20 protein-coding genes are annotated in these 20,565 nt (G+C 59.5%); 15 read left to right on the forward strand and 5 right to left on the reverse strand.

The window, feature by feature from the left end:
* The first annotated feature begins 61 nt into the window (after positions 1–61).
* From AOC05_RS16780 to AOC05_RS16800, 5 genes are all read left to right on the forward strand, one after another.
* The gene (locus tag AOC05_RS16780; protein ID WP_062008538.1) at positions 62–1,330 is read left to right on the forward strand and encodes an ABC transporter substrate-binding protein; all 1,269 of its coding nucleotides are present in this window, start codon (positions 62–64) and stop codon (positions 1,328–1,330) included.
* 125 nt (positions 1,331–1,455) lie between these two features.
* Complete coding sequence (locus tag AOC05_RS16785) at positions 1,456–2,496, forward strand: carbohydrate ABC transporter permease (RefSeq protein ID WP_062008540.1); 1,041 nt, start codon at positions 1,456–1,458, stop codon at positions 2,494–2,496.
* Positions 2,493–3,383 carry a carbohydrate ABC transporter permease gene (locus AOC05_RS16790; RefSeq protein WP_062008542.1) on the forward strand — a complete coding sequence of 297 codons (891 nt, stop codon included), beginning with the start codon at positions 2,493–2,495 and terminating at the stop codon, positions 3,381–3,383. Before AOC05_RS16785 ends, AOC05_RS16790 begins: the two co-directional genes overlap by 4 nt.
* 38 nt (positions 3,384–3,421) lie before the next feature.
* Positions 3,422–3,676 carry a hypothetical protein gene (locus tag AOC05_RS16795; protein WP_062009955.1) on the forward strand — a complete coding sequence of 85 codons (255 nt, stop codon included), beginning with the start codon at positions 3,422–3,424 and terminating at the stop codon, positions 3,674–3,676.
* Between the two features lie 105 nt (positions 3,677–3,781).
* Entirely contained in the window at positions 3,782–4,795 is a 1,014-nt protein-coding gene (locus tag AOC05_RS16800; protein ID WP_062008544.1) for a LacI family DNA-binding transcriptional regulator, read from the forward strand.
* Between the two features lie 19 nt (positions 4,796–4,814).
* Here the strand turns inward: AOC05_RS16800 and AOC05_RS16805 are convergent, their stop codons facing one another.
* On the reverse strand, positions 4,815–5,630 hold the full coding sequence (locus AOC05_RS16805; RefSeq protein WP_154604783.1) for a hypothetical protein: 816 nt from the start codon (positions 5,628–5,630) through the stop codon (positions 4,815–4,817).
* Between the two features lie 29 nt (positions 5,631–5,659).
* Positions 5,660–6,463, reverse strand: a complete 804-nt coding sequence (locus tag AOC05_RS16810; protein WP_062008548.1) for an exodeoxyribonuclease III — start codon at positions 6,461–6,463, stop codon at positions 5,660–5,662.
* Between the two features lie 653 nt (positions 6,464–7,116).
* Here AOC05_RS16810 and AOC05_RS16820 point away from each other — a divergent pair.
* The 5 genes from AOC05_RS16820 to AOC05_RS19590 all read left to right on the forward strand — a co-directional run bounded on the left by AOC05_RS16820 (position 7,117) and on the right by AOC05_RS19590 (position 11,679).
* Positions 7,117–8,385 carry a quaternary amine ABC transporter ATP-binding protein gene (locus AOC05_RS16820; RefSeq protein WP_062009957.1) on the forward strand — a complete coding sequence of 423 codons (1,269 nt, stop codon included), beginning with the start codon at positions 7,117–7,119 and terminating at the stop codon, positions 8,383–8,385.
* Positions 8,385–9,239 carry an ABC transporter permease gene (locus AOC05_RS16825; RefSeq protein ID WP_062008552.1) on the forward strand — a complete coding sequence of 285 codons (855 nt, stop codon included), beginning with the start codon at positions 8,385–8,387 and terminating at the stop codon, positions 9,237–9,239. The genes AOC05_RS16820 and AOC05_RS16825 overlap by 1 nt, the downstream gene beginning before the upstream one ends.
* Before the next feature lie 89 nt (positions 9,240–9,328).
* Positions 9,329–10,219: a glycine betaine ABC transporter substrate-binding protein gene (locus tag AOC05_RS16830; protein WP_062008554.1), complete on the forward strand. Its 891-nt coding sequence runs from the start codon at positions 9,329–9,331 to the stop codon at positions 10,217–10,219.
* Positions 10,220–10,336: 117 nt separating this feature from the next.
* Entirely contained in the window at positions 10,337–10,828 is a 492-nt protein-coding gene (locus AOC05_RS20260) for a helix-turn-helix domain-containing protein (RefSeq protein ID WP_062005577.1), read from the forward strand.
* Between the two features lie 11 nt (positions 10,829–10,839).
* A complete protein-coding gene (locus AOC05_RS19590) occupies positions 10,840–11,679 on the forward strand; it encodes an IS3 family transposase (protein WP_231687134.1) in 840 nt (279 codons plus the stop codon).
* 83 nt (positions 11,680–11,762) lie between these two features.
* Here AOC05_RS19590 and AOC05_RS16845 read toward each other — a convergent pair whose 3' ends face one another.
* From AOC05_RS16845 to AOC05_RS16855, 3 genes are all read right to left on the reverse strand, one after another.
* Positions 11,763–13,502, reverse strand: coding sequence for an AMP-binding protein (locus tag AOC05_RS16845; RefSeq protein ID WP_062008558.1), 1,740 nt, complete (start codon positions 13,500–13,502; stop codon positions 11,763–11,765).
* Between the two features lie 96 nt (positions 13,503–13,598).
* Positions 13,599–14,420, reverse strand: coding sequence for an ammonia-dependent NAD(+) synthetase (gene nadE, locus AOC05_RS16850; protein ID WP_062008560.1), 822 nt, complete (start codon positions 14,418–14,420; stop codon positions 13,599–13,601).
* Between the two features lie 118 nt (positions 14,421–14,538).
* Entirely contained in the window at positions 14,539–15,339 is an 801-nt protein-coding gene (locus AOC05_RS16855) for a FadR/GntR family transcriptional regulator (protein WP_082358046.1), read from the reverse strand.
* A 148-nt stretch (positions 15,340–15,487) separates the two neighbouring features.
* Between AOC05_RS16855 and AOC05_RS16860 the strand changes: the two genes are divergently transcribed.
* The 5 genes from AOC05_RS16860 (at position 15,488) to AOC05_RS16880 (ending at position 20,537) form a co-directional block, all read left to right on the forward strand.
* Positions 15,488–16,774 carry an ABC transporter substrate-binding protein gene (locus AOC05_RS16860; RefSeq protein WP_062008562.1) on the forward strand — a complete coding sequence of 429 codons (1,287 nt, stop codon included), beginning with the start codon at positions 15,488–15,490 and terminating at the stop codon, positions 16,772–16,774.
* A 200-nt stretch (positions 16,775–16,974) separates the two neighbouring features.
* Positions 16,975–17,820 carry a carbohydrate ABC transporter permease gene (locus AOC05_RS16865; RefSeq protein WP_231687135.1) on the forward strand — a complete coding sequence of 282 codons (846 nt, stop codon included), beginning with the start codon at positions 16,975–16,977 and terminating at the stop codon, positions 17,818–17,820.
* A 39-nt stretch (positions 17,821–17,859) separates the two neighbouring features.
* Positions 17,860–18,711: a carbohydrate ABC transporter permease gene (locus AOC05_RS16870; protein WP_062009961.1), complete on the forward strand. Its 852-nt coding sequence runs from the start codon at positions 17,860–17,862 to the stop codon at positions 18,709–18,711.
* A 9-nt stretch (positions 18,712–18,720) separates the two neighbouring features.
* A complete protein-coding gene (gene dgoD / locus AOC05_RS16875) occupies positions 18,721–19,869 on the forward strand; it encodes a galactonate dehydratase (RefSeq protein WP_062008566.1) in 1,149 nt (382 codons plus the stop codon).
* Between the two features lie 53 nt (positions 19,870–19,922).
* The gene (locus tag AOC05_RS16880) at positions 19,923–20,537 is read left to right on the forward strand and encodes a bifunctional 4-hydroxy-2-oxoglutarate aldolase/2-dehydro-3-deoxy-phosphogluconate aldolase (protein WP_231687136.1); all 615 of its coding nucleotides are present in this window, start codon (positions 19,923–19,925) and stop codon (positions 20,535–20,537) included.
* Positions 20,538–20,565 lie beyond the last annotated feature (28 nt).

Below are 20,565 nucleotides of genomic sequence, written 5' to 3' on the forward strand. Positions count from 1 at the left end.
GCGCAAGGTTCGTGCTTCCACTGGCCTTTACACATTTTTCAATGACGAGAAAGTACGTGGGATGAGACACTCAAAGAAGATTGCACCTCTGGCAATTGTGTCGGTGCTCGCCATGGTCCTGGCGGCCTGCAGCAGCGGTACCAGCGGCGGTGGCGCCGCCGCATCAAACTTGGATGCCCGTGGCCCCATCACCTATGTGCAAGGTAAAGACAATTCAAATGTGATCCGCCCGCTGGTGGATAAGTGGAACGCTGCGCACCCGAACGAAAAAGTCACGTTCAAGGAGCAGTCGGACAACGCCGACCAGCAGCATGACGACCTGGTTCAGCACTTCCAGGCGAAGACCGGGGACTATGACGTAGCCAGCGTTGATGTCATCTGGACGGCCGAATTTGCCGCGCAGGGATGGCTGGAGCCGCTAAAGGACTCGATGACCATTGACACCGCAGGGTTCCTGCCCGCCACGGTTGCCACCGGCACCTACAAGGATGTCCTGTACGCGGCGCCGCAGACCTCCGACGGTGGCTTGCTCTACTACCGCAAGGACCTGGTGCCCACCCCGCCCACGACCTGGGACGAGATGATGGGTATGTGCTCCATCGCCAAGGCTAATAACATTGACTGCTATGCCGGCCAGTTCGCCCAATATGAGGGGCTGACCGTGAACGTTGCCGAGGCCATCAACACCGCTGGCGGTACTGTGGTGGACAAGGACGGCAAGCCCACAGTAGACACCCCGCAGGCAAAAGCAGGGCTGAACAACCTGGCCCAGGCCTACAAGGATGGGAACATCCCCAAGCAGGCGGTCACCTACCAGGAAGAGCAGGGCCGGCAGTCGTTTGAGGCCGGCAAGCTGATGTTTCTGCGCAACTGGCCCTACGTGTACAACCTCGCCAAGACTGACGGCTCCTCGACGGTGAAGGACACCTTCGGGATCGCTCCCCTTCCCGGCAAGGACGGCCCCGGCGCCTCCTCGCTGGGCGGTCACAACCTGGCCATCAATGCCACCTCCAAGTACAAGGCCACGGCCAAGGACTTCCTGACATTCATGACCAGCGCTGAGACCGAGAAGTTCTACGCGACCCAGGGATCGCTGGCACCGGTCCGCGCAGACCTGTACGCCGACGCCGATCTGGTCAAACAACTGCCGTACCTGCCGGTGTTGCTGACGTCCATCAAGAACGCGGTGCCGCGCCCTGTCACACCCTTCTACCCGGCCGTGACCCAAGCCATCCAGCAAAACAGCTTCGCAGCCATCAACGGTTCAAAATCCGTGGACCAGGCGATGACTGACATGCAAAACGCCATCTCAACCGCAGTGTCAAAGTAGCTACACATCCTTGCGTGCGGCGGTTTGCAGGGCATTTTTAGGCCCTGCAAACCGCGGCAGCGCCACCGCTGACGGCGTCACCGCCCCCTGATGACTCGTGCATCAATTGGAAAAAGGAAATCAGTATGTCAACACACGTCGAACCTGATGCGTTGCCTGGCAGAAATGCATCCCGCAGGGGAGGCGACAACAAGGGCGGTAAAGAGGTCGGTGCGGACCGCAAGGTAAAAACTCAAGGACGGGCGGCAGCACTGCTGGTAGCCCCTACCTTGATCGTGCTGGCGGTCGTCATTTTGTACCCGGTCATCAATGCCATTGTCATGTCCTTCCAGCAGGACCAGGGCTTGGACGCGGCAACCGGCCTGTTTGTCTCCGGTGGCTTCGCCGGATTCGCCAACTACGCTCACTGGCTTCTTCAGCAATGCCCTACCCCGTCCGGAACCGGCACCTGCCCTCCCGGTACATTGGGCGCCCAGTTCTGGAGTGCCACAGGCGTCACTTTCTTCTTTACCGTTGTCACAGTCTTCTTTGAAACCATTCTGGGGTTCTGGATGGCAGTGATCATGGCCCGCACCTTCCGCGGACGCAGCGTGTTGCGTGCCGCCGTCCTGGTTCCATGGGCCATCCCTACCGCAGTAACCGCCAAGTTGTGGTTCTTTATCTTCGCCTTTGACGGGATCGTAAACACCTTGTTTCATTCGTCGATTTTGTGGACGGGAAGCCAGGGGCCGGCCAGGGCCGCGATCATCATCGCCGACGTTTGGAAGACCACGCCGTTCATGGCCTTGCTGATCTTGGCAGGGCTGCAAATGATCCCTGCAGAAGTGTATGAGGCGGCCAAGGTCGACGGCGCATCAGCCTGGCAGCGGTTCCGGCTCATCACCCTTCCCTTGGTCAAGCCGGCCCTCATGGTGGCCATCTTGTTCCGGGTCCTTGACGCGCTGCGCATGTACGACCTGCCCGCCATCATGACAGGTGGCGCCAACGGCACGACCACACTGTCTATTTTGGTGGTGGACCAGATCCGGGTTGGCTTTAATTCCGCAGCGGCCCTCTCCACCATCACCTTCTTGATTATTTTCATTGTCGCGTTCATCTTCGTGCGGTTCCTCGGGGCGAACGCCGTCGATTCAGCCAGCGGCAGAGCGAAGGAGAAGCTGAAATGAGCACAGTAGCCACCCCTGTTAGTTCCCGGACCGTCGCTGCAAAGTCGGTGGCGCGCACCCGGGAAAACTGGGCCACCACCCGCACCTATGTCAGTGCCGCTCTTATTGTCATCTGGTGCCTGCTGCCGTTCTACTGGATGATTGTCACGGCGTTCCGGGATGTAGGCTACACCTTCGACTCCACGCCTTTCTTTACTCATGTCACCTGGGACAACTTCACGACGGCCTTCTCGGCGGAACTCGGCAATCATCTGGGCCGCGCCCTAGCGAACTCGCTGTTCATCTCAAGCGTCACCACAGTCGTGGCGCTACTGTTCGGTGTTTTTGCCGCCTACGCGCTGGCGCGCCTGAATTTTCGTGGGAAGTTCCTGGTACTGGGTGTGGTTCTCGGCGCCTCCATGTTCCCTGGGGTGGCGATTGTGACGCCGTTGTTCCAGCTGTTCGGCGACATTGGTTGGATCGGCAGCTACCAGGCAATGATCATTCCGAACATCTCGTTTGTGCTCCCGCTGACGGTGTACACCCTGACATCCTTCTTTCGGGAAATGCCTTGGGAGCTGGAGGAGTCAGCCCGCATTGACGGCTGCACCCAGGCGCAGGCCTTCCGGAAAATCATCATGCCGCTGGCGGCCCCGGCGGTTTTCACCACCGCCATTTTGGCTTTTATCGCTTCGTGGAACGAGTACCTGATCGCTAGTATCCTCTCCAACGACGCCACACAAACCGTCACTGTGGCAATAGCACGCTTTGCTGGCTCACAGCCACATCAGGAGCCGTACACGGCTGTCATGGCGGCGGGCACGGTCGTCACCATACCGCTGGTCATTCTTGTGCTCGTGTTCCAACGGAAGATTGTCGCCGGGCTCACCGCCGGGGCGGTGAAGTGACGGTGCGGCGTCCGGGGGCAGCTGGCGAAAGGGAACCGGTGGACTGCGGCACCAGGACCGGCGGGCTGCACATTCCAACCAGCCGGCAAAAGAGTGGGGAGGATTTTGACATCATCATCGGCTTCCTCGGGTTCTGGGCCGTGGTTGTGTTTGGCGTGACCGTGTGGAACGAGCTCACCGGCGGTCCGGCGCTCATTTGGGCCATGGGTCTGTTGGCCGTTTGCCTGTTGCTGTGGGGTATGATTCGACTTCGAGCCAAGCTCCCGGCGCGACGCGGAAGGCGAGAAAACTAAGCACGAGCACCTCCTGCTGGGGCGCTACCGTGTCTGTGCAACGTCAGTGGCCGCCACTGCGGGTGGCCCTGGAAGCACCAAAGCATCGGATCAGGGAGAGCCACCATGGGTGTAAGCATTGTTGATGTGGCGGCACAGGCAAACGTGTCCACTGCCACCGTCTCCCGGGCGCTTCGGGGATTGCCGCGAGTCAGCGAGTCCACCCGTGCCAAGGTGCTGGCAACCGCGCAGTCACTGGGGTACGTGGCCTCACCATCGGCAAGTGGCCTTGCCAGCGGGCGGACCCGAACCGTGGGTGTGCTGGTCCCGTTCCTTGACCGTTGGTACTTTGGGCACGTCATCGAGGGCATGGACCAGGTGCTCCGGGACAACGGATACAACCTGCTGCTCTTTAGCCTGGGAGGATACCGGCACGGCAAGATGCGCCGCTTCACCGAGAGCATGGTGCGCAAACAAATCGACGCCCTCGTGGTGCTCACGCTTGGACTCTCCGCGGAGGAGTTGCGCCAGCTTCACCGCACGGATATCCCGCTCCTGTCCGTGGGTGGACCCGTTGAAGGGTGCAGCGGCGTGTACATTGACGACGGTGCCGCAGCAACGGCCGCCGTGGAACATCTGATTGCCCTGGGCCACCGGCGCATCGGATACCTGCGGGCAGGTATCCAGGATGAAAAGAACTTCGAGGTTCCCGCTTTGCGCACCATCGCATTCGAGACGGCTCTGGCTAAGGCCGGCCTGGAACTGCGTCCCGCATGGTGCATGGTGGGTGACTTCACAGTGGCAGAAGGGCAGCGGGCCGCCGCCAGGATTTTCGACGCACCCGGGGAACAGCCCACGGCCATTTTTTCCGGTTCGGACGAGATGGCGCTGGGCCTGATCTTTGAAGCACAGCGGCGCGGCATCCGCATTCCCGCCCAACTCTCCGTGGTGGGCATCGACGACCACGAGTTTTCAGCCTCTGCCGGGCTGACCACAGTTGGCCAAAAACCGTTGGAACACGGCAAGACAGCAGCCGGAATGCTATTGGCCGAACTTGGTGGAACCCCGCATTCGCTGCGCGAAACTTTGATGCCGTTTGAGCTGATGGTCAGGGACACGACGGCACCGCCGCCCCGTTGAGCTAGGGAGGACGTGGGGCCTAGTTGGCCCTGGCCAGTGATCTGACGGGGGTCCACCGCCTGGCCAGCCTCTGGTAAGCCGCGGCGGCGCCCGTCAGGTCACCGTCGGCCAGGCATTGCAAGCCGGCGTGGACGTCGGCCGGTGACTCATCCGGGTGCACCCGGTTGGCCACGGGTCCGTAGTCAAGCTCCACCACGCCTGCGTCACTGAAGCCATCCAACCAACCGTGCAGTTCGTCAAGCTCCTCAAACAAGTCCAGCTCGGGTGCCATTTCGGCCAACATTTTCAAGGTTCGCCCGGCGCGCCCCACGGCAACGGGAACGGGAACCTGGATCCGCACCGTCAGCACCCTGCCATTGGCTTCGATAACTTCCATGCGGTCGTTGGCGTACACGAGCGTGAACCAGCTAAAGGGGATGCCCCACGTGGAGGTGCGGGTTTGCAAGGCAGTGCCCTGGCCGGAGGCGGCCGCCAATCGTTCCAGGTTGCGGTCCCATTCGACGTCGGGAACCACAAGTTTCGCCAGCTGGGCCATCGGCCCCGACAGCAACTCAGCCGTGGCGGCCAGCGATCGAGTCACCACCTGGTTGGGGGCGTACAGCAACGGACCGCCGTCGACCATCGAGAAAACCCGCACCCGGTCAACGTTCGTGGTGGGGACGGGATTGGCGGTGCTGCGGCTGACACGACCCAATGAATCCGCCAGTTCTTGGGCATCAACACTCACCGGGTTATGTTCGGGGTCCAGGCGGCTTTGCAGGTAGCGCATTTCCTCTGCGGTGTATGACTCCTGGGGCAAATAGACTCGCAGGCTGGACACAAACGGCAGTTGCACACCCCCTAAATACAACCCGCTGTGCATGGTCAGTCCAGCTCCACGATCACCGGGGCGTGGTCCGAGGCGCCCTTGCCCTTGCGTTCCTCACGGTCAATCTGCGCGCCGGAGACGCGTGCAGCAAGTGCCGGCGACGCGAGTGTAAAGTCGATCCGCATGCCCTCCTTCTTGGGGAAACGCAACTGCGTATAGTCCCAGTAGGTGTATACTCCAGGGCCCGGCAGTAAAGGACGAACGACGTCGGCGAAACCTGCCGCTTCGAAGGCGGCAAACGCTGCGCGCTCGGGCCCGCTGACGTGGGTGAGACCGTTCTCGAGAAAAAAGTCGATGTCCCAGACGTCGTCGTCCTGCGGGGCGATGTTCCAGTCACCCATCAGCGCTATCTGGGCGTTGGGATCCTGCGCAAGCCAGCTGCTTGCCTGATTCTTGAGCTCGTCGAGCCACTGCAACTTGTAGGGCATGTGTTCGTCGTCCAAGGCGCGGCCGTTGGGCACGTACAGGCTCCAAATGCGCACACCGTTGCAGGTGGCTCCAATGGCGCGCGCTTCCTGGACCGGGTCTTTGCCGCCCTTGCCAAACGCGGGTTGGCCGGCGAAAGTTCGCTCCACGTCCTCCAGGCCAACGCGGGAGGCGATGGCGACGCCATTCCACTGGCTGAAACCAAAGTGCGCCACCTCGTAGCCGTTGTTTTCAAACAGCTCCCACGGAAAGTTCTCGTCCTTGCACTTGGTTTCTTGGATGGCCAGCACATCCGCGTCGGTGCGGCGCAGCCAGTCCTCCACACGGTCAGCACGGGCACGCAGCGAGTTCACATTCCAGGTAGCAATCTTCACCAGTCCAAGCTATCAAGTTAACCCGGCGATGGCCCGGATTGGCTTTCTTCTTGGGCCCGACGGCGCATCCGGGGTTCGTGGGACGGCGGCACAATGGTGGGCCAACACACATGCTTTGGCACTCCGCGGCACAATTAAGTTGCCTAAGGTTACAATGCCATAACGCCTCCCTGAGACCGCCATGGTAGGCAGGTGGCGGGCCGAGAGCAGTCTTTGGGGTGCCGAAATGACGACAATTACGCTGGTAGCGAAAGTGTCTTTGTTAGCGTTGGGGTGAACCAGTACACCGACAAGCCTGCGGGCAACTGAGTCAAACGTTTACAACGGTCTCCTCATCGGAGGCCTGCGAATGCCTGACCCAGCCAGACACAGGCCGTCCAACTGGCGGTTGGGATAGCTTCCCGTTGTTCGTCCATCAGGACGGAACCGTCTTTCCTTGCTGCTCCGGCCGGAGCGTGCGGGGAAGCGAAGAGTTTGACGCGTAACAACGCCTGCAGCACGAGATCACTAATTGCGGCGCAGAAACTTGCGAAGACCATGTGAACGTCCATGCCTTCGTGGCGGAGCGCTGCGTAGATGGGTACTACGTGTCCGAAGCACCACACAATGCAAGCAAACAAGAATCAAGCACTCAGGACGGCACCGGGACGGACATCGCCCTCAGCGCGCACAATGTCTACAAAGTTTTCGGCAAACGACCTGCCGAAGTCATCAAACGACTCAAGGCGGGCAAGACGCGTGAGGACCTCTCAGCGCTGGGCACCGCTGCCGTCATCGACGCCAGTTTTGATGTCAAAAAGGGCGAAATTTTCGTGGTCATGGGACTTTCCGGCTCCGGAAAATCCACCCTGATCCGCACGCTCAACGGACTGTGGGCACCCTCGGAGGGATCCGTCGTCGTCGGTGGCACCGATATTTCAAAGATCAGCGATAAGGAATTGCGCCGCGTCCGCCAGGAGAAAATCTCCATGGTGTTCCAGCACTTTGCCCTCATGCCGCACCGCACCGTGGCTGAAAATGCTGCGTACGCACTGGAGGTTCAGGGTGTGGCCAAAGCTGAACGCCTGGCCCGTGCCGAAAAGATTCTCGCCCTCGTGGGCCTTGAAGGCTGGGGTGCCAAGTACCCCGGCGAGCTCTCCGGCGGCATGCAGCAGCGCGTGGGTCTGGCCCGTGCACTGTGCGCCGAGACTGACATCTTGCTGATGGATGAGGCGTTCTCCGCGCTGGATCCGTTGATCCGCCGCGAAATGCAGGAACAGCTGGTGCTGCTGCAATCCGAGCTGGAAAAGACCATCATCTTCATCACCCACGACCTCAATGAGGCCATGTTCCTGGGCGATCGGATCGCGGTCATGCGTGACGGGGAGATCGTGCAGATCGGCACTCCGGATGAGATCCTCACCAGCCCGGCCAACGACTATGTTGCCCAGTTCGTCCAGGATGTGGACAGGACCCGTGTGCTCACCGCCGGCGGCGTCATGGAACCTGCGCTGGCCGTGGTCAACCTCTCCGGCGGGCCCCGCAACGCCTTGCGCACCATGCGCGATTTGCAGGTGTCGGCCGCGTTCGTCGTCGACCGGCGCCGCAACTACCTGGGCACCGTCCGTGACCGTGACGTCATGAAGCAGGTCGAGGCGCACAGCTCCGACCTGAACTCCGTGATCCGTAACGGCATTGAGCCCGTCAGCCCCGACACTTCGCTGAATGACGTTTTTGGCCGGGCCGTTGAGAGTCCCATCCCCCTGCCCGTCGTGGACGACGACGGCCGCCTCGTGGGGGCCCTGCCGAGAGTCACGCTCCTGGCCGCACTGGGCAACGTACCCTCAACCACGGGGGAGTTCCCCGCGGTTGACGTGGCTGTGGCGCCCATCCCTGAACAAGATGTCACCGCCGCGCTGGCGCTGACCGAAGGAGATGCATAGTGGAACCGAATTTTAGGCTCCCTCTGGGCGAATGGGTCGAAGTCGGCCTTGACTGGCTGATCACCACCCTGGACAGTGTTTTCGTGTTCATCCGGGCGTTCTTTGTGGGCGCCTACGACGGCCTTGACTGGCTGCTGACGGCACCGCCGTACTGGGTCATCATCGTGGTCTTTGCAGCCATTGCCTGGTGGGCGAGCAGCTGGAAGATGGGCGTTGGCACAGCGGTGGGTTTCGCGGTCATTGCCGGCGTCAACCAGTGGGAAAATGCCATGCACTCATTTGCGCTGGTGGTGATTGCCACGGTTGTGGCCTTGATTATCAGCATCCCGCTGGGAATCTGGGCGGCCAGCTCGAACCGGGCATCGTCCGTCATCAAGCCCATTCTGGACTTCCTGCAGACCATGCCGGCCATGGTGTATCTGATCCCGGCGCTGGCCATGTTCCGTGTGGGCGTGGTGCCGGGCATCATTGCCACCATCATCTTTGCCATGGCTCCGGGCGTCCGTTTCACCGAACTGGGCATCCGCGGCGTTGACAAGGAAGTGGTTGAGGCGGGGCACGCCTTCGGTTCCAGCCCCGCCCGCATCCTCTACCAAATCCAGCTTCCGCTGGCCCGGCCCACCATTATGGCCGGTGTTAACCAGGTCATCATGCTCTCTCTGTCCATGGTCGTCATCGCCGGCATGGTTGGGGCACCGGGACTCGGTGGGGAGATTGTTTTGGCGCTGAGTCGCATTGATGCCGGGCTAGGTTTTGAAGCCGGCATCGCCGTCGTCGTCTTGGCGGTCTTCCTAGACCGTGTGACGGCCAGCTTTGGTACCAATTCCACCAGCAGGGTTGGCAAGAACAGCTAAGCGGCCCAAGGTAACCGGAACGAACGAAAAGTTTTACAAACCAATCGCGGCGGCCATGAATTCTGGGCTGCCAATGAAAGGAATGAATCATGAAGAAGAATTTTATGGGATTTGCTGCCATTGCAGCAACGCTGGCCCTGGGCTTGAGCGCCTGCGGCGGCTCCGGAAACGCGGCCACTGTGGAGAACGGTGACAAGAAGGACGTCACCATTGCCGTGTTCAACGGCTGGGATGAGGGCATTGCCGCATCCGAGCTGTGGAAGGTGATTTTGGATGAGAAGGGCTACGACGTCGAGCTTCAAAACGCCGACGTGGCCCCCGTATTCTCGGGCCTGTCCACGGGTGACTACGACTTCACGCTGGACACCTGGCTGCCGGTAACGCACAAGACCATGATGGACCAGTACGGTGACAAGATCGCCGAACTGGGACAGTGGAACTCTGAAGCATCACTGACCATTGCCGTCAACGAAGATGCCCCCATTGATTCACTTGACGAACTGGCTGCAAATGCCGACAAGTTCTCCAACAAAATCATCGGCATTGAGCCCGGTGCCGGCCTGACGGAAGCCACCACCAATCAGGTCATCCCCGGCTACGGCCTGGAGAAGATGGACTACGTCACCTCATCCACGCCGGCCATGCTCTCCGAGCTGAAGACGGCCACCACCAAGGGTGAGAACATTGTTGTCACCCTGTGGCGTCCGCACTGGGCTTATGACGCGTTCCCCATCAAGGACCTGAAAGACCCGAAGGGCGCCTTGGGCAAGGCTGAAGGCATCTACGGCTACTCACGTCTTGCCTTCGACACCGACTACCCCGTGCTTGATGGCTGGTTGAAGGACTTCAAGATGGAGTCCAACAAGCTGTACTCACTGGAAAACGCCATGTTTGGCGGCGACAAGGTCGACGATTACACCGACGTTGTGAAGAAGTGGATCGGCGAGAACCAGGAATACGTGGACTCCCTGACCAAGTAGCACCCACACGCTATCGCAGCAATGGATGGTTTTTTGGAAACGCTCTCGCACCTGGTGTGAACTGCTCCCTGAAAGTTGGACTGAATAATTCAGTACCTTACTTTCGGGGAGTTTTTCATGCGTCCACATAGTTCATTGACAGCCGAGCAGCGGCTAGCTGCCGTCGATCTGTTTGAGGAAGGGTTTGGGTATCGCGCGGTATCCTCAAAGCTGGGAGTCAGCGCGTCGGCTATTTGCAAGTTGGAGAGTCGGTTCAAGATCTGGGGTAGAGCAGCATTGGAAATCAAACCAACTAGGCAGGTGTATTCCTTTGAGTTCAAGCTGGCGATTGTTCGCCAATATCTTGACGGTGAGGGGACGCGGCAGGACCTCGCCCGGATGCATCAACTCAGTTCTCTAGACCTCTTGCGAGCATGGATCCGCGCCTATCGGGACTTTGGTGAGGAGGGCCTGCGCTCCAAGGCCAAGGGCCGGCCCAAGTCTGTGACTAGGACCCCCTCGGTCGAAGTCAGTGAGTTGGAGAAGCTACGCCGCGAGAACGAGCGTCTGGCGGCTGAGAACGCCTACCTAAAAAAAGTACGGGCCTTGAGGAACCAACCACGGCGCTGAAAGTCAGCGCCGTGATTGCCCTCAAGGCATCCCATTCCCTGCCCCTTTTGCTCCAAGCAGCGGGGTTGCCTCGTTCCACGTTCTTCCACCGCCAAGCGGCCCTGCAGACCCCTGACCGGCACGCTGAGCTTCGAGCCCAGATCCACGAGGCTTTCATCCAAGCTAAGGGCCGCTACGGCCACCGGCGCATCCACGCGGTCCTGAAGCGCCAAGGCTGGCAGGTCGCACGCAAGACCGTGCTGAAGCTGATGCGTGAGGAGAACCTGGTCTGTAAGGTCCGTACCCGAAGCAAATATTCCTCTTACAAGGGCAAGGTCGGCAAGATCGCCGACAACCTTTTGAAACGAGAATTCGATACCGATGCGCCAAACACCAAATGGGTGACCGACGTGACCGAGTTCAAGATCGCCGAGCGCAAGGTCTACCTCTCACCGGTGCTAGATCTGTTCGACCGCTCGATCGTTTCCTACTCGGTTTCCGAGTCGCCGACCGTTGCCTTCACCACCGAATCACTCATCGAAGCGATCGGCACCCTGGCGCCGGGCGAGGCCCCGATGGTGCATTCAGACCAAGGATTTCAGTATCAACACTCCAGCTGGCAGAAGCTCCTCAGCGACGCCAAGATGGCCCAATCCATGTCGCGCAAGGGCAACTGTTTAGATAACTCGGTGATGGAAAACTTCTTCGGACACCTGAAGGAAGAGATGTTCCATCGCCAAAAATTCACCGGCATCGACGGGTTCCGCACGGAGCTGGACGACTATATCCACTGGTACAACAATGACCGCATCTCGTTAACGCTGCAGTGCCTGAGTCCGATGGAATATCGGGCTCAGGCACTGGCCGCGTAGACTTTTATTTACCGAGTCCAACTTTCGGGGCCCAGTTCAGTGCGAGAGCGTTTCCTTTTTTATGGCCAGTGCTGCGAGGGCGTCTACCGGGGAGGGGCGGGGAACTCGGAATCCAGGTACTCTCGGCCCAGGCCTGTTGGAAGCGGCGCACCCGGCACTGAAGCGTTGCCGTGGCGGGCTTCCTCGTTGGCACGGAGCTCCACACGCCGGATCTTCCCGGAAATGGTCTTGGGCAGTTCGGCGAATTCCAGTCGGCGGATCCGCTTGTACGCTGGCAAGTGCTCACGGCAAAACGCAAAAATCTCCCCGGCCAGGTCCTCGCTGGGTGTATAGGCTGCCGCCAGCACGACATACGCCTTCGGCACGTTCAGGCGAAGCTCGTCGGGGGAGGGGACCACCGCCGCCTCGGCAACTGCCGGGTGCTCAATCAGCACGCTTTCAAGTTCGAACGGCGAGAGCCGGTAGTCGGAGGATTTGAAGACGTCGTCGCTACGCCCAATATAGGTCAGGATGCCGTTCTCGTCCCGGCTGGCCACGTCTCCCGTATGGTAGTAGCCGCCACGGAACGCCTCCGCTGTCTTAGCCGGGTCACCAAAATAGCCCTTGGTGAGCCCCACGGGACGGGGGTCCAGGCGGAGGCAGAGTTCGCCGTCGTTGCTTTCCTCCCCACTGAGCAGGTCCACGAGCACCACGTCGTAACCGGGCAAAGGGCGTCCCATGGAGCCGATCTTGATGGGCTGGCCGGGCGTGTTGGCCACCTGGACGGTGGTCTCCGTCTGTCCGAATCCGTCGCGGATTAGCTGGCCCCAGGCTCGCTCCACCTGGTCGATCACCTCGGCGTTGAGCGGCTCGCCGGCGGACACAACCTTGCTGGGCGGGTTTTTGAGCAAGGTGAGGTCGGCCTGGATGAGCATGCGCCACACAGTGGGCGGGGCGCAGAAGCTGGTGACGTGTTCGGCGTCCATTTGCGCCATGAGGGCCTTGGCGTCGAATCGGGTGTAGTTGTAAACGAAGACGCAGGCCTCGGCGATCCACGGGGTGAAGACGTTGGACCAGGCATGTTTGGCCCAGCCCGGCGAAGCCACGTTGAGGTGGACGTCGCCAGGTTCCAGCCCGAGCCAGAACATGGTGGACAGGTGGCCCACCGGGTAGGAGGTGTGCGTGTGCTCCACCAGCTTTGCCTTGGACGTGGTGCCGGAGGTGAAGTACAGCAGCAGGGTCTCATCGGCCAGGGTGGGCGCGTCCGGTGTGAAGTCCTCCGCAGCCTGGGCCGTGTCCGTATATTCCAGGACCGGCCGGTCGGTCTCCGCGGCTTCCGAGCCGATGCTGACCAGGGTGTAGTGGCCCGGAACTTCGGCGAACTTGGACATGTCCTGTGCCCGCGCTGCCACCCACTGGGCCTGGCCTCGCTCCACTCGGTCACTTAGGTCCGCCGGGCCCATCATGGTGGTGGTGGGGATCATGACGACGCCGAGCTTGATGCAGGCGAGCATCAGCTCCCACAGCTCCACCTGGTTGCCGAGCATGATCACCATGTGCTCGCCACGGCGGATGCCTTGGTCTCGGAGCCAGTTAGCCACTTGGTTGGACCGGACAGAGAGCTCCTTGAAGCTGCGTCGCGTGGCGGTGCCGTCCTGCTCTACGATCACCAGGGCTGGGTTGCCGCCGGTGGCCGGGTCCGCGGCGAGCGCATCAATCCAGTCAAGGGCGAAATTGAATTCTGTGAACGCAGGCCACGTGAATTCTTTCTGGGCACGGGCGTTGTCCAGACGCATTTCCAAGAGCTTGTTGCGTGCTGCACGGAACTCTTCAGTGACGTTCATGGTGTTCATCTTTCGCCCCTCGTTGCCACAATGCCGTGCCCGGATTTTGGGCCCACGTCTACTGTGCAATATACGCTCAGCGGCGGGGCTGCGGGACTAACGCCACCATGTGTCCAGCAGGGACACGGGGACGGTGCGCTTGTGCCGGGTAGCCAGGAATCGGCGTTCAATGGCGGCCGCGGCGGCCTCGGGGATGGTCTTTCCCTCAAGGTAGTCGTCGATTTGCTCGTAGCTGATGCCGAGTTCTTCCTCGTCGGTGCGGCCGGGCTTGCCATCGAGCAGGTCGGCGGTAGGCACCTTGTTGTAGAGCTGTTCGGGGGCGCCCAACTCTTTCAACAGGGCACGGTTTTGGCGCTTGTTGAGGGTGAACAGCGGCAGGATGTCGGCTCCGCCGTCGCCAAATTTCGTGAAGAACCCGGTCACTGACTCTGCGGCGTGGTCCGTGCCGATGACCAGAAGGTTCTCGTGGCCGGCAAGCGCGTACTGGGCGATCATGCGGCTGCGCGCCTTGATGTTGCCCTTGTTGAAATCGCTGACGTCCGCCATGGCCGTCTTGGCGAATTCTGCTTCAAAACCATCCACAGCAGGTGCGATGTTGAAAGTCTGCGCCGACTTGGCCCCGATGAAGTCCATGGCAGCTTGGGCGTCGCCCTCATCGTGCTGGACACCGTAGGGAAGGCGGACGGCGATGAAGTTGGCCTCAACGCCGTCGTTCGCTAGATCCTCAACGGCAAGCTGGGCCATCCGGCCGGCCAGGGTGGAATCAAGCCCGCCGCTGATGCCCAGCACAAAGCCCTTGGTCCGGGTTGCTTTCAGGTAGTCCTTCATGAAAGTCACGCGGCGGGTGATTTCCGCAGCGGGGTCAATGTGGGCCTGAACGCCAAGTTCGGCAATAATCTGTACCTGTAATTCGCGCATGGGCTAAGCGTAGCGGCCTCGACGGCGACCCGTGAGCTATGGCGGCTTAGCGACCCGCCAAGCCGCCATAGCTCACGGGTCGCCAGTGCATCATCAGGCGTGAGGGTGTTCCGCTAAGCTACCGGTCTGGAATTTCCGGGTGAGCGCGTCCCCAGATAACGGAAGATTCCTCGACGGACTGTTCTACGATCTTGGCCATCGCCATATGCGCTCCATCGCTGTCGCGATGCTGGATTGCCGTCGCCACGTCTACGTGGAACTGGAGCGCCTCAAGATTGGGGGTGTGAGGCATCAGGCCATGCTCCGTTCGTCCCACCAATATTTCCGTGACCAAGGAGTTGAGTTGCGCGAACATGGCGTTTCCTGACGCCTTGAGGATAAGTGAATGAAACTGGATGTCCATTTCCAGAAAGTCCTCGACGCGGCCGCTTTGGGCGGCGGCCCACATCTGGGCCGACAAACTGACCAAGTCACTTGCCATACCCAGGGTTGCCTGCCGTGCCGCAAGCCTGGCAGCATGTGGCTCGATTGCCACGCGCAGTTCACTGAGGCTTTTTAACTGCTCCAAGCGTTGATCCGAAGCTAGGCGCCATCGAATCACGCACGGATCAAACAGATTCCACTCGCTTTCCGGCTGAACAACGGTTCCCAACCGGCGTTTTGAGGCCACTAGCCCCATGGACGAGAGCACCCTTATGACTTCGCGAACCACTGAACGGGACACCCCGTAGCGTTCTTCGAGGTCGGCCATGTGGATCAAGCTCTGGGGTGGGAACTCCTTCGTCACCACGGCAAGTCCAAGCTTTTCCACCAGCGCAGAGTGGAGGTCCTCGCCGCTCGTGGACGGTAACGGCCCCGAACGACGACTGGAGGTCGTGGGATGGGTTGAAAGTGCCTGGCCCACCAAGGGAGTCGTCATGAGGAAAGTGTATCTGTCGTATCTATCAAGATGTGACCTTGATTATGTAGACCTTATGTGGCTAGTATCACTAATAAGACAGATTTATTCCCGAACTTCCAGGGATGTCTATTTTTTCTCTTCCACTTCAATCGCAAAGGAAGTCGTAATGAAGCGACGCTCTCTACTTCAGCTGATGGCTGTTGCATCCCTCGTTCCGTTCGGTGTTACTGCCTGTGGTTCCGGCAGTGATGCTGCTGCATCCGGAACTGTCCGCGTCACGCTGGCCAACCATGTGTGGACCGAAGGTATCAAGGCGGCCATTCCAGAGTTCGAGAAGGAAAGCGGGCTCAAGGTTGAGCTGACACAGCTTGGTGAAGACCAGCTCTCCGACCAGTACAACGTCAAGCTCAACGCTGGCAGCGACGAAATCGACGTCATGATGTACCGTCCCCTGCAGGAGGGGAAATCATTTGCGCAGAACACCTACCTGGCAGATCTGACGGGGCATGTGACGTCCAATGCAAGCTGGGGCTGGGACGACTACCAGGCCGGGCCTAAGACCGCCAGCACTTTTGATGGGAAAGTGGTTGGGGTTCCGATCATCACTGAGCGCGAAGTGCTCTACTACCGCAAGGACCTGCTTGAAGCAGCCGGCATCCAAGTGCCCAAGACCATGGAGGAGCTGGAATCTGCAGCAAAGGCCATCTCCGAAGCCAATGACGGCGTTGCCGGGTTTGTGGCACGAACGAACAAGTCGGCTGCCGTGACCCAGTTCTCAAGCTTCTTGTACAGCTTCGGTGGTGACTTCATGGATTCCTCCGGAAAGTCCGCAGTTTCATCCGACGCTGCCAAGAAAGCCTATGCCTACTATGGTGGTCTGATCCACAACTACGGTCCGGAAAATGTCAGTACGGACATGAGCTGGCCCGAAGCGATGGCCATCTTCACTCAGGGAAACGCGGCGTTCTACACCGAAGCGGATTCCCTGTACAAGAACGCAACAGATCCCAGCAAGTCCAAGGTCTCAGACAAGGTTGGGTTTGCACCCATTCCTGCCGGACCCGCAGGATCCAAACCGTACAACATTCCGTCGTGGGGCCTGGCAATCAACTCGGCGTCCGCGAATCAGGAGAATGCGTGGAAGTTCATTGAATGGGCAACCACCAAGGAGCGGACACTCGCCGCCCAGAAGGCAGGAGTTCCCGGTCCACGCGCATCGGTTTGGGCTGATCCTGATGGAACATCGACCTACCCGAAAGACCTCGCGGCAGCGATTGCAGTAAGTGCGAAGAACGGTGTTGGGCATGACAGACCCCTCGTCGTAACGGTGGGCAAGGCCCGTGAAATCGTGGGTGGCCCGATCGTCACAGCCATCACAGGTGGCGATTCCGGCGCAGCAGCAGATGAAGCGAATACGGCCTTCGGGAAGTTCCTGGAATCCGACGGCAAATAACTTCAAGGGGGCGGTAGCACTTGACTGCTGCCGCCCCCGTACCCCCTGAACTTGGCGCGCAGAAAAACAACCGTGCGCCAACCTTCCGCACCCAACTCCTTAGGTGAACCATGTCTGTTTCCACAAGCCCCAAGATCGTTGTTAGGGGAACAAAGAAGCCACAATCTTTCTCTGACTGGGCCAACAAGCATCGAAAATGGTTGTTTGCCGCCCCCGCAATGATCTTTGTCGGACTTCTAATAATCTTCCCCCTCGTGTGGACTATCTACCTGAGCTTGACCGACTCACACGGCTCGGTGCGCGCGCCGTCCCAGTTCATTGGTTTTGCCAACTATATGGAGGTACTTTCGGACACTGAACGCTTCTGGCCTGCAGCCGGACGCACCGCCTACTTCACCATCACTGCCTTGGCGGTGGAGGTGGTTCTTGGAATGATCATCGCGCTACTGCTTTGGCGGCCCTTTCGCGGAGAAAAGTGGGTGCGCGTCGCGATCCTCTTGCCACTGGTAGCGACGCCAGTGGCTGTCGGCATGATGTGGCGCCTCATCTTTGACCCGAATATGGGATTTGCCAACCAAATGCTTGGGTGGATTGGCATTCCGGCCCAGCCCTGGCTCTCCGGCCAGTCAACGGCGCTTCCCACCACAATTTTTATGGACATCTGGCAGTGGACGCCAATGGTTGTGCTGATCATGCTCGCCGGGCTGACCTCACTCTCGGACGAGCCGGACGAGGCTGCGCGAATGGATGGCGCCAACGCTTGGCAGCGATTCTTCTTTGTAACTCTGCCACTGATGATGCCGACGGTGATTGTTGCAATACTCCTGCGAAGCATCGACGCGCTGAAGACGTTTGACATTCTTTACGCCACGAAGGGCAAGGGCGGCGGTTCGTTTCACGAAGTCGAAACATTGAACATCTATGCCTATGGGCTCAGCTTTGACTACAACGAGTACGGGTTGTCCTCTGCGGTGCTCATGATCTTCTTTTTCATCATTATTGGCGTCATGTGGATACTGACTCGACGCAAGAAAGGCATCAAGTAGATGTCCAACAAACTCAGCACCCTTAACCATGAACCACCGATGACCAGACGGAATCCTGCCCTGGCAAAGCGCAAACCGTTCGGCGTCCGCATTTACAAGAACTTTCGTTTTGCTGCTTTGGCGCTCGTCGTGCTCTGTCTGCTCGCCCCGCTCGCCTGGCTAGTCGCGTCTTCTTTGAAGACAAACGTGGATATCTACGACGCGTCCAAGACGTTCTTCTTTGTGCCGACGTTGGAAAACTATGCCAATGTCTTGACGCGAAACAACTACTTCGTCTTCATCTTTAACAGTTTTTGGGTTGCGTCCGCATCCACCGTCTTGTCGTTGATTTTGGGTGTTCCTGCCGCGTATGCCATGAGTCGCTTCACCATGCACCGTTCGGCGCTGGTTGTTCTCATGGCGAGGGTTATTCCGGGAATCTCGTTGTTGGTCCCTTGGTACTACGTGTTCTCAAATATGAAGATGGTTGGTGGGTTCGGTGTCTTGATCCTCAGCCACATGTTCGTAGCGCTGCCGTTGATCGTTTACATCATGATGAGCTATTTTGACTCGATGCCTCTGGAGCTTGAAGAATCCGCCCAGGTTGACGGGTTAACGCCAATCGGCGCATTTCAAAGGATAACCCTGCCGTTGTCGGTGGGAGGTATGGCCACTGCCGGGATCTTGTCGTTCATTTTTTCGTGGAACAACTTCATGTTTGCATTGGTTCTTTCAGGATCCAAGACCAAAACGCTTCCAGTGGCCATCTTTGACTTCGTCTCCTACGCCAGCATCGACTGGGGCGGGCTCATGGCAGCGGCTACCGTCGTGACAATACCCATCATGATCATTGCGTTGTTCACACAAAAGTACATTGTCTCCGGCATGACCGCCGGGGCTACCAAAGGATAGGCGCCGTTCGTGACCCACATAGTTAAGATTGAAACTTTCCTGGTGCCGCCCCGCTGGCTGTTCGTCCGCATTGAGACGGCCAGCGGAATCGTCGGCTGGGGTGAAGCGACCTGTGAAGGTCGGAGTGAAACTGTCCGAACGGCTGTGGACCAGCTTTCCGAGATTCTGATGGGCCAGGATGCGCTCAGGATCGAAGATCACTGGCAGGTCATGACGAAAGGATCATTTTACAGGGGTGGGCCAATACTCTCTAGTGCCGTTTCGGGACTTGACCAGGCTTTGTGGGACATAGCTGGCAAACACTTCGAAACCCCGGTCCACCAGCTTCTAGGAGGCCCCGTGAGGGACCGAATTAGGGCCTATGGGTGGGTGGGTGGTGACGAACCCAACGAGGTTGCAGAGTCCATCCAAGCACAGATGGATGTTGGGCTGACAGCCGTGAAGATGAACGCCAGTGGCAGGATGAGCCCGCTGGGTTCAGTTGCGGAAATCGATGGCGTTATCAGGCGCGTGGCGGCGGCCCGTGAGGTACTGGGTGACCACCGCGACGTTGCGGTTGATTTCCATGGGAGGTTCTCCTTGGCGAATGCCCGAAAAGTGGCGCCGCTGCTGGAACCCTACCGCCCGTTCTTCATCGAAGAGCCGGTTGTTCCCGAGAACACTCACCTATTGCAGCAGTTCACCTCCTCGACCACCATTCCGGTCGCGACGGGCGAGAGACTTTACAGCCGGCAGGAGTTTTTGCCCGCGTTGCAGGCCGGAATTGCTGTGGCGCAACCTGATCTGTCCCACGCGGGAGGCATCACGGAAGTGCGCAAGATCGCCGCACTTGCCGAAGTTTATGATGTTCAGCTTGCGCCCCACTGCCCGCTTGGACCGATTGCTTTGGCGGCCTGCCTGCAAGTTGGATTTGCAACCTCGAATTACCTCATCCAGGAGCAAAGCATTGGCATCCATTACAACAAGGGGGCAGAAGTGCTCGACTACGTGGTGGACACGAGCCCATTAAAGTTTGTTGATGGAAATTTCGAACGGCTGACCGGGCCAGGGCTCGGCATTGAGGTCGATGAAGCCGCAGTCCGGGAAGCAGACAAGCGCGGGCATGCTTGGCGCGGCCCCGTCTGGCGGCATTCCGACGGATCATTTGCGGAATGGTGAGTAAAACAATGCAGACACCCGAAGAATTCGTTATTGGAGTTCAAGAGTCCAAATTGATCGCAATCGTTCGCGGCACCAGTGGAAAATTTGCGGCAGCGGCAGCGTTGGCGCTCATGGAAGAAGGGTTCCGTTATGTTGAGGTCGCTCTGACAACTCCGGATGCTACCTCTGCGATCGCAGAAATCCGAGCCAATGCGCCGCCAGGTTCACTGGTCGGGGCCGGAACAGTCCTGACGGTGGGAAATGTCAAAGACGTCATTGCGGCCGGGGCCCAGTTTATCGTTACCCCCGCCATTTGTGAATCCGTTCGTGAAGGTGCCCGCCAAGACATACCCGTGGTGGCGGGGGCCCTAACTCCAAGCGAAGTCCACGCAGGCATGAGCCAAGGCGCCACCTTGATCAAGCTTTTCCCGGCATCATTGGGTGGCCCCAACTACCTCAAGGCGCTCCGTGACCCGTTCCCCACCGTGCCATTCATCGCCGTGGGCGGCGTCGGATTGACGGAAGCACAATCATATTGGAACCTCGGAGCCCTCGCCGTCGGACCCGGAGGGCCACTGGTCGGCAACGCAGCCTCCTCAGGCGGCGACCTCGTCCCGCTGCGGCAACGAGCCCGTGACTACCTTGCCCTGGCGAGACGATTCCAGGAAGCGAGCGCACGCCCGTGACAACGGTAGATCTATTGACTTTTGGCGA

The organism is Arthrobacter alpinus, assembly GCF_001294625.1.
Classification (GTDB): domain Bacteria; phylum Actinomycetota; class Actinomycetes; order Actinomycetales; family Micrococcaceae; genus Specibacter; species Specibacter alpinus_A.

Excerpts from the sequence above, each read along its gene's own strand:
- AOC05_RS16870 (WP_062009961.1), top strand. The coding sequence starts at position 17,860 with ATGACCAGACGGAATCCTGCCCTGGCAAAGCGCAAACCGTTCGGCGTC.
- AOC05_RS16860 (WP_062008562.1), top strand. The coding sequence starts at position 15,488 with ATGAAGCGACGCTCTCTACTTCAGCTGATGGCTGTTGCATCCCTCGTT.
- AOC05_RS16785 (WP_062008540.1), top strand. The coding sequence starts at position 1,456 with ATGTCAACACACGTCGAACCTGATGCGTTGCCTGGCAGAAATGCATCC.
- AOC05_RS16845 (WP_062008558.1), bottom strand. The coding sequence starts at position 13,502 with ATGAACGTCACTGAAGAGTTCCGTGCAGCACGCAACAAGCTCTTGGAA.
- AOC05_RS16830 (WP_062008554.1), top strand. The coding sequence starts at position 9,329 with ATGAAGAAGAATTTTATGGGATTTGCTGCCATTGCAGCAACGCTGGCC.
- AOC05_RS16780 (WP_062008538.1), top strand. The coding sequence starts at position 62 with ATGAGACACTCAAAGAAGATTGCACCTCTGGCAATTGTGTCGGTGCTC.
- AOC05_RS16790 (WP_062008542.1), top strand. The coding sequence starts at position 2,493 with ATGAGCACAGTAGCCACCCCTGTTAGTTCCCGGACCGTCGCTGCAAAG.
- AOC05_RS16855 (WP_082358046.1), bottom strand. The coding sequence starts at position 15,339 with ATGACGACTCCCTTGGTGGGCCAGGCACTTTCAACCCATCCCACGACC.
- nadE (WP_062008560.1), bottom strand. The coding sequence starts at position 14,420 with ATGCGCGAATTACAGGTACAGATTATTGCCGAACTTGGCGTTCAGGCC.
- AOC05_RS16800 (WP_062008544.1), top strand. The coding sequence starts at position 3,782 with ATGGGTGTAAGCATTGTTGATGTGGCGGCACAGGCAAACGTGTCCACT.
- AOC05_RS20260 (WP_062005577.1), top strand. The coding sequence starts at position 10,337 with ATGCGTCCACATAGTTCATTGACAGCCGAGCAGCGGCTAGCTGCCGTC.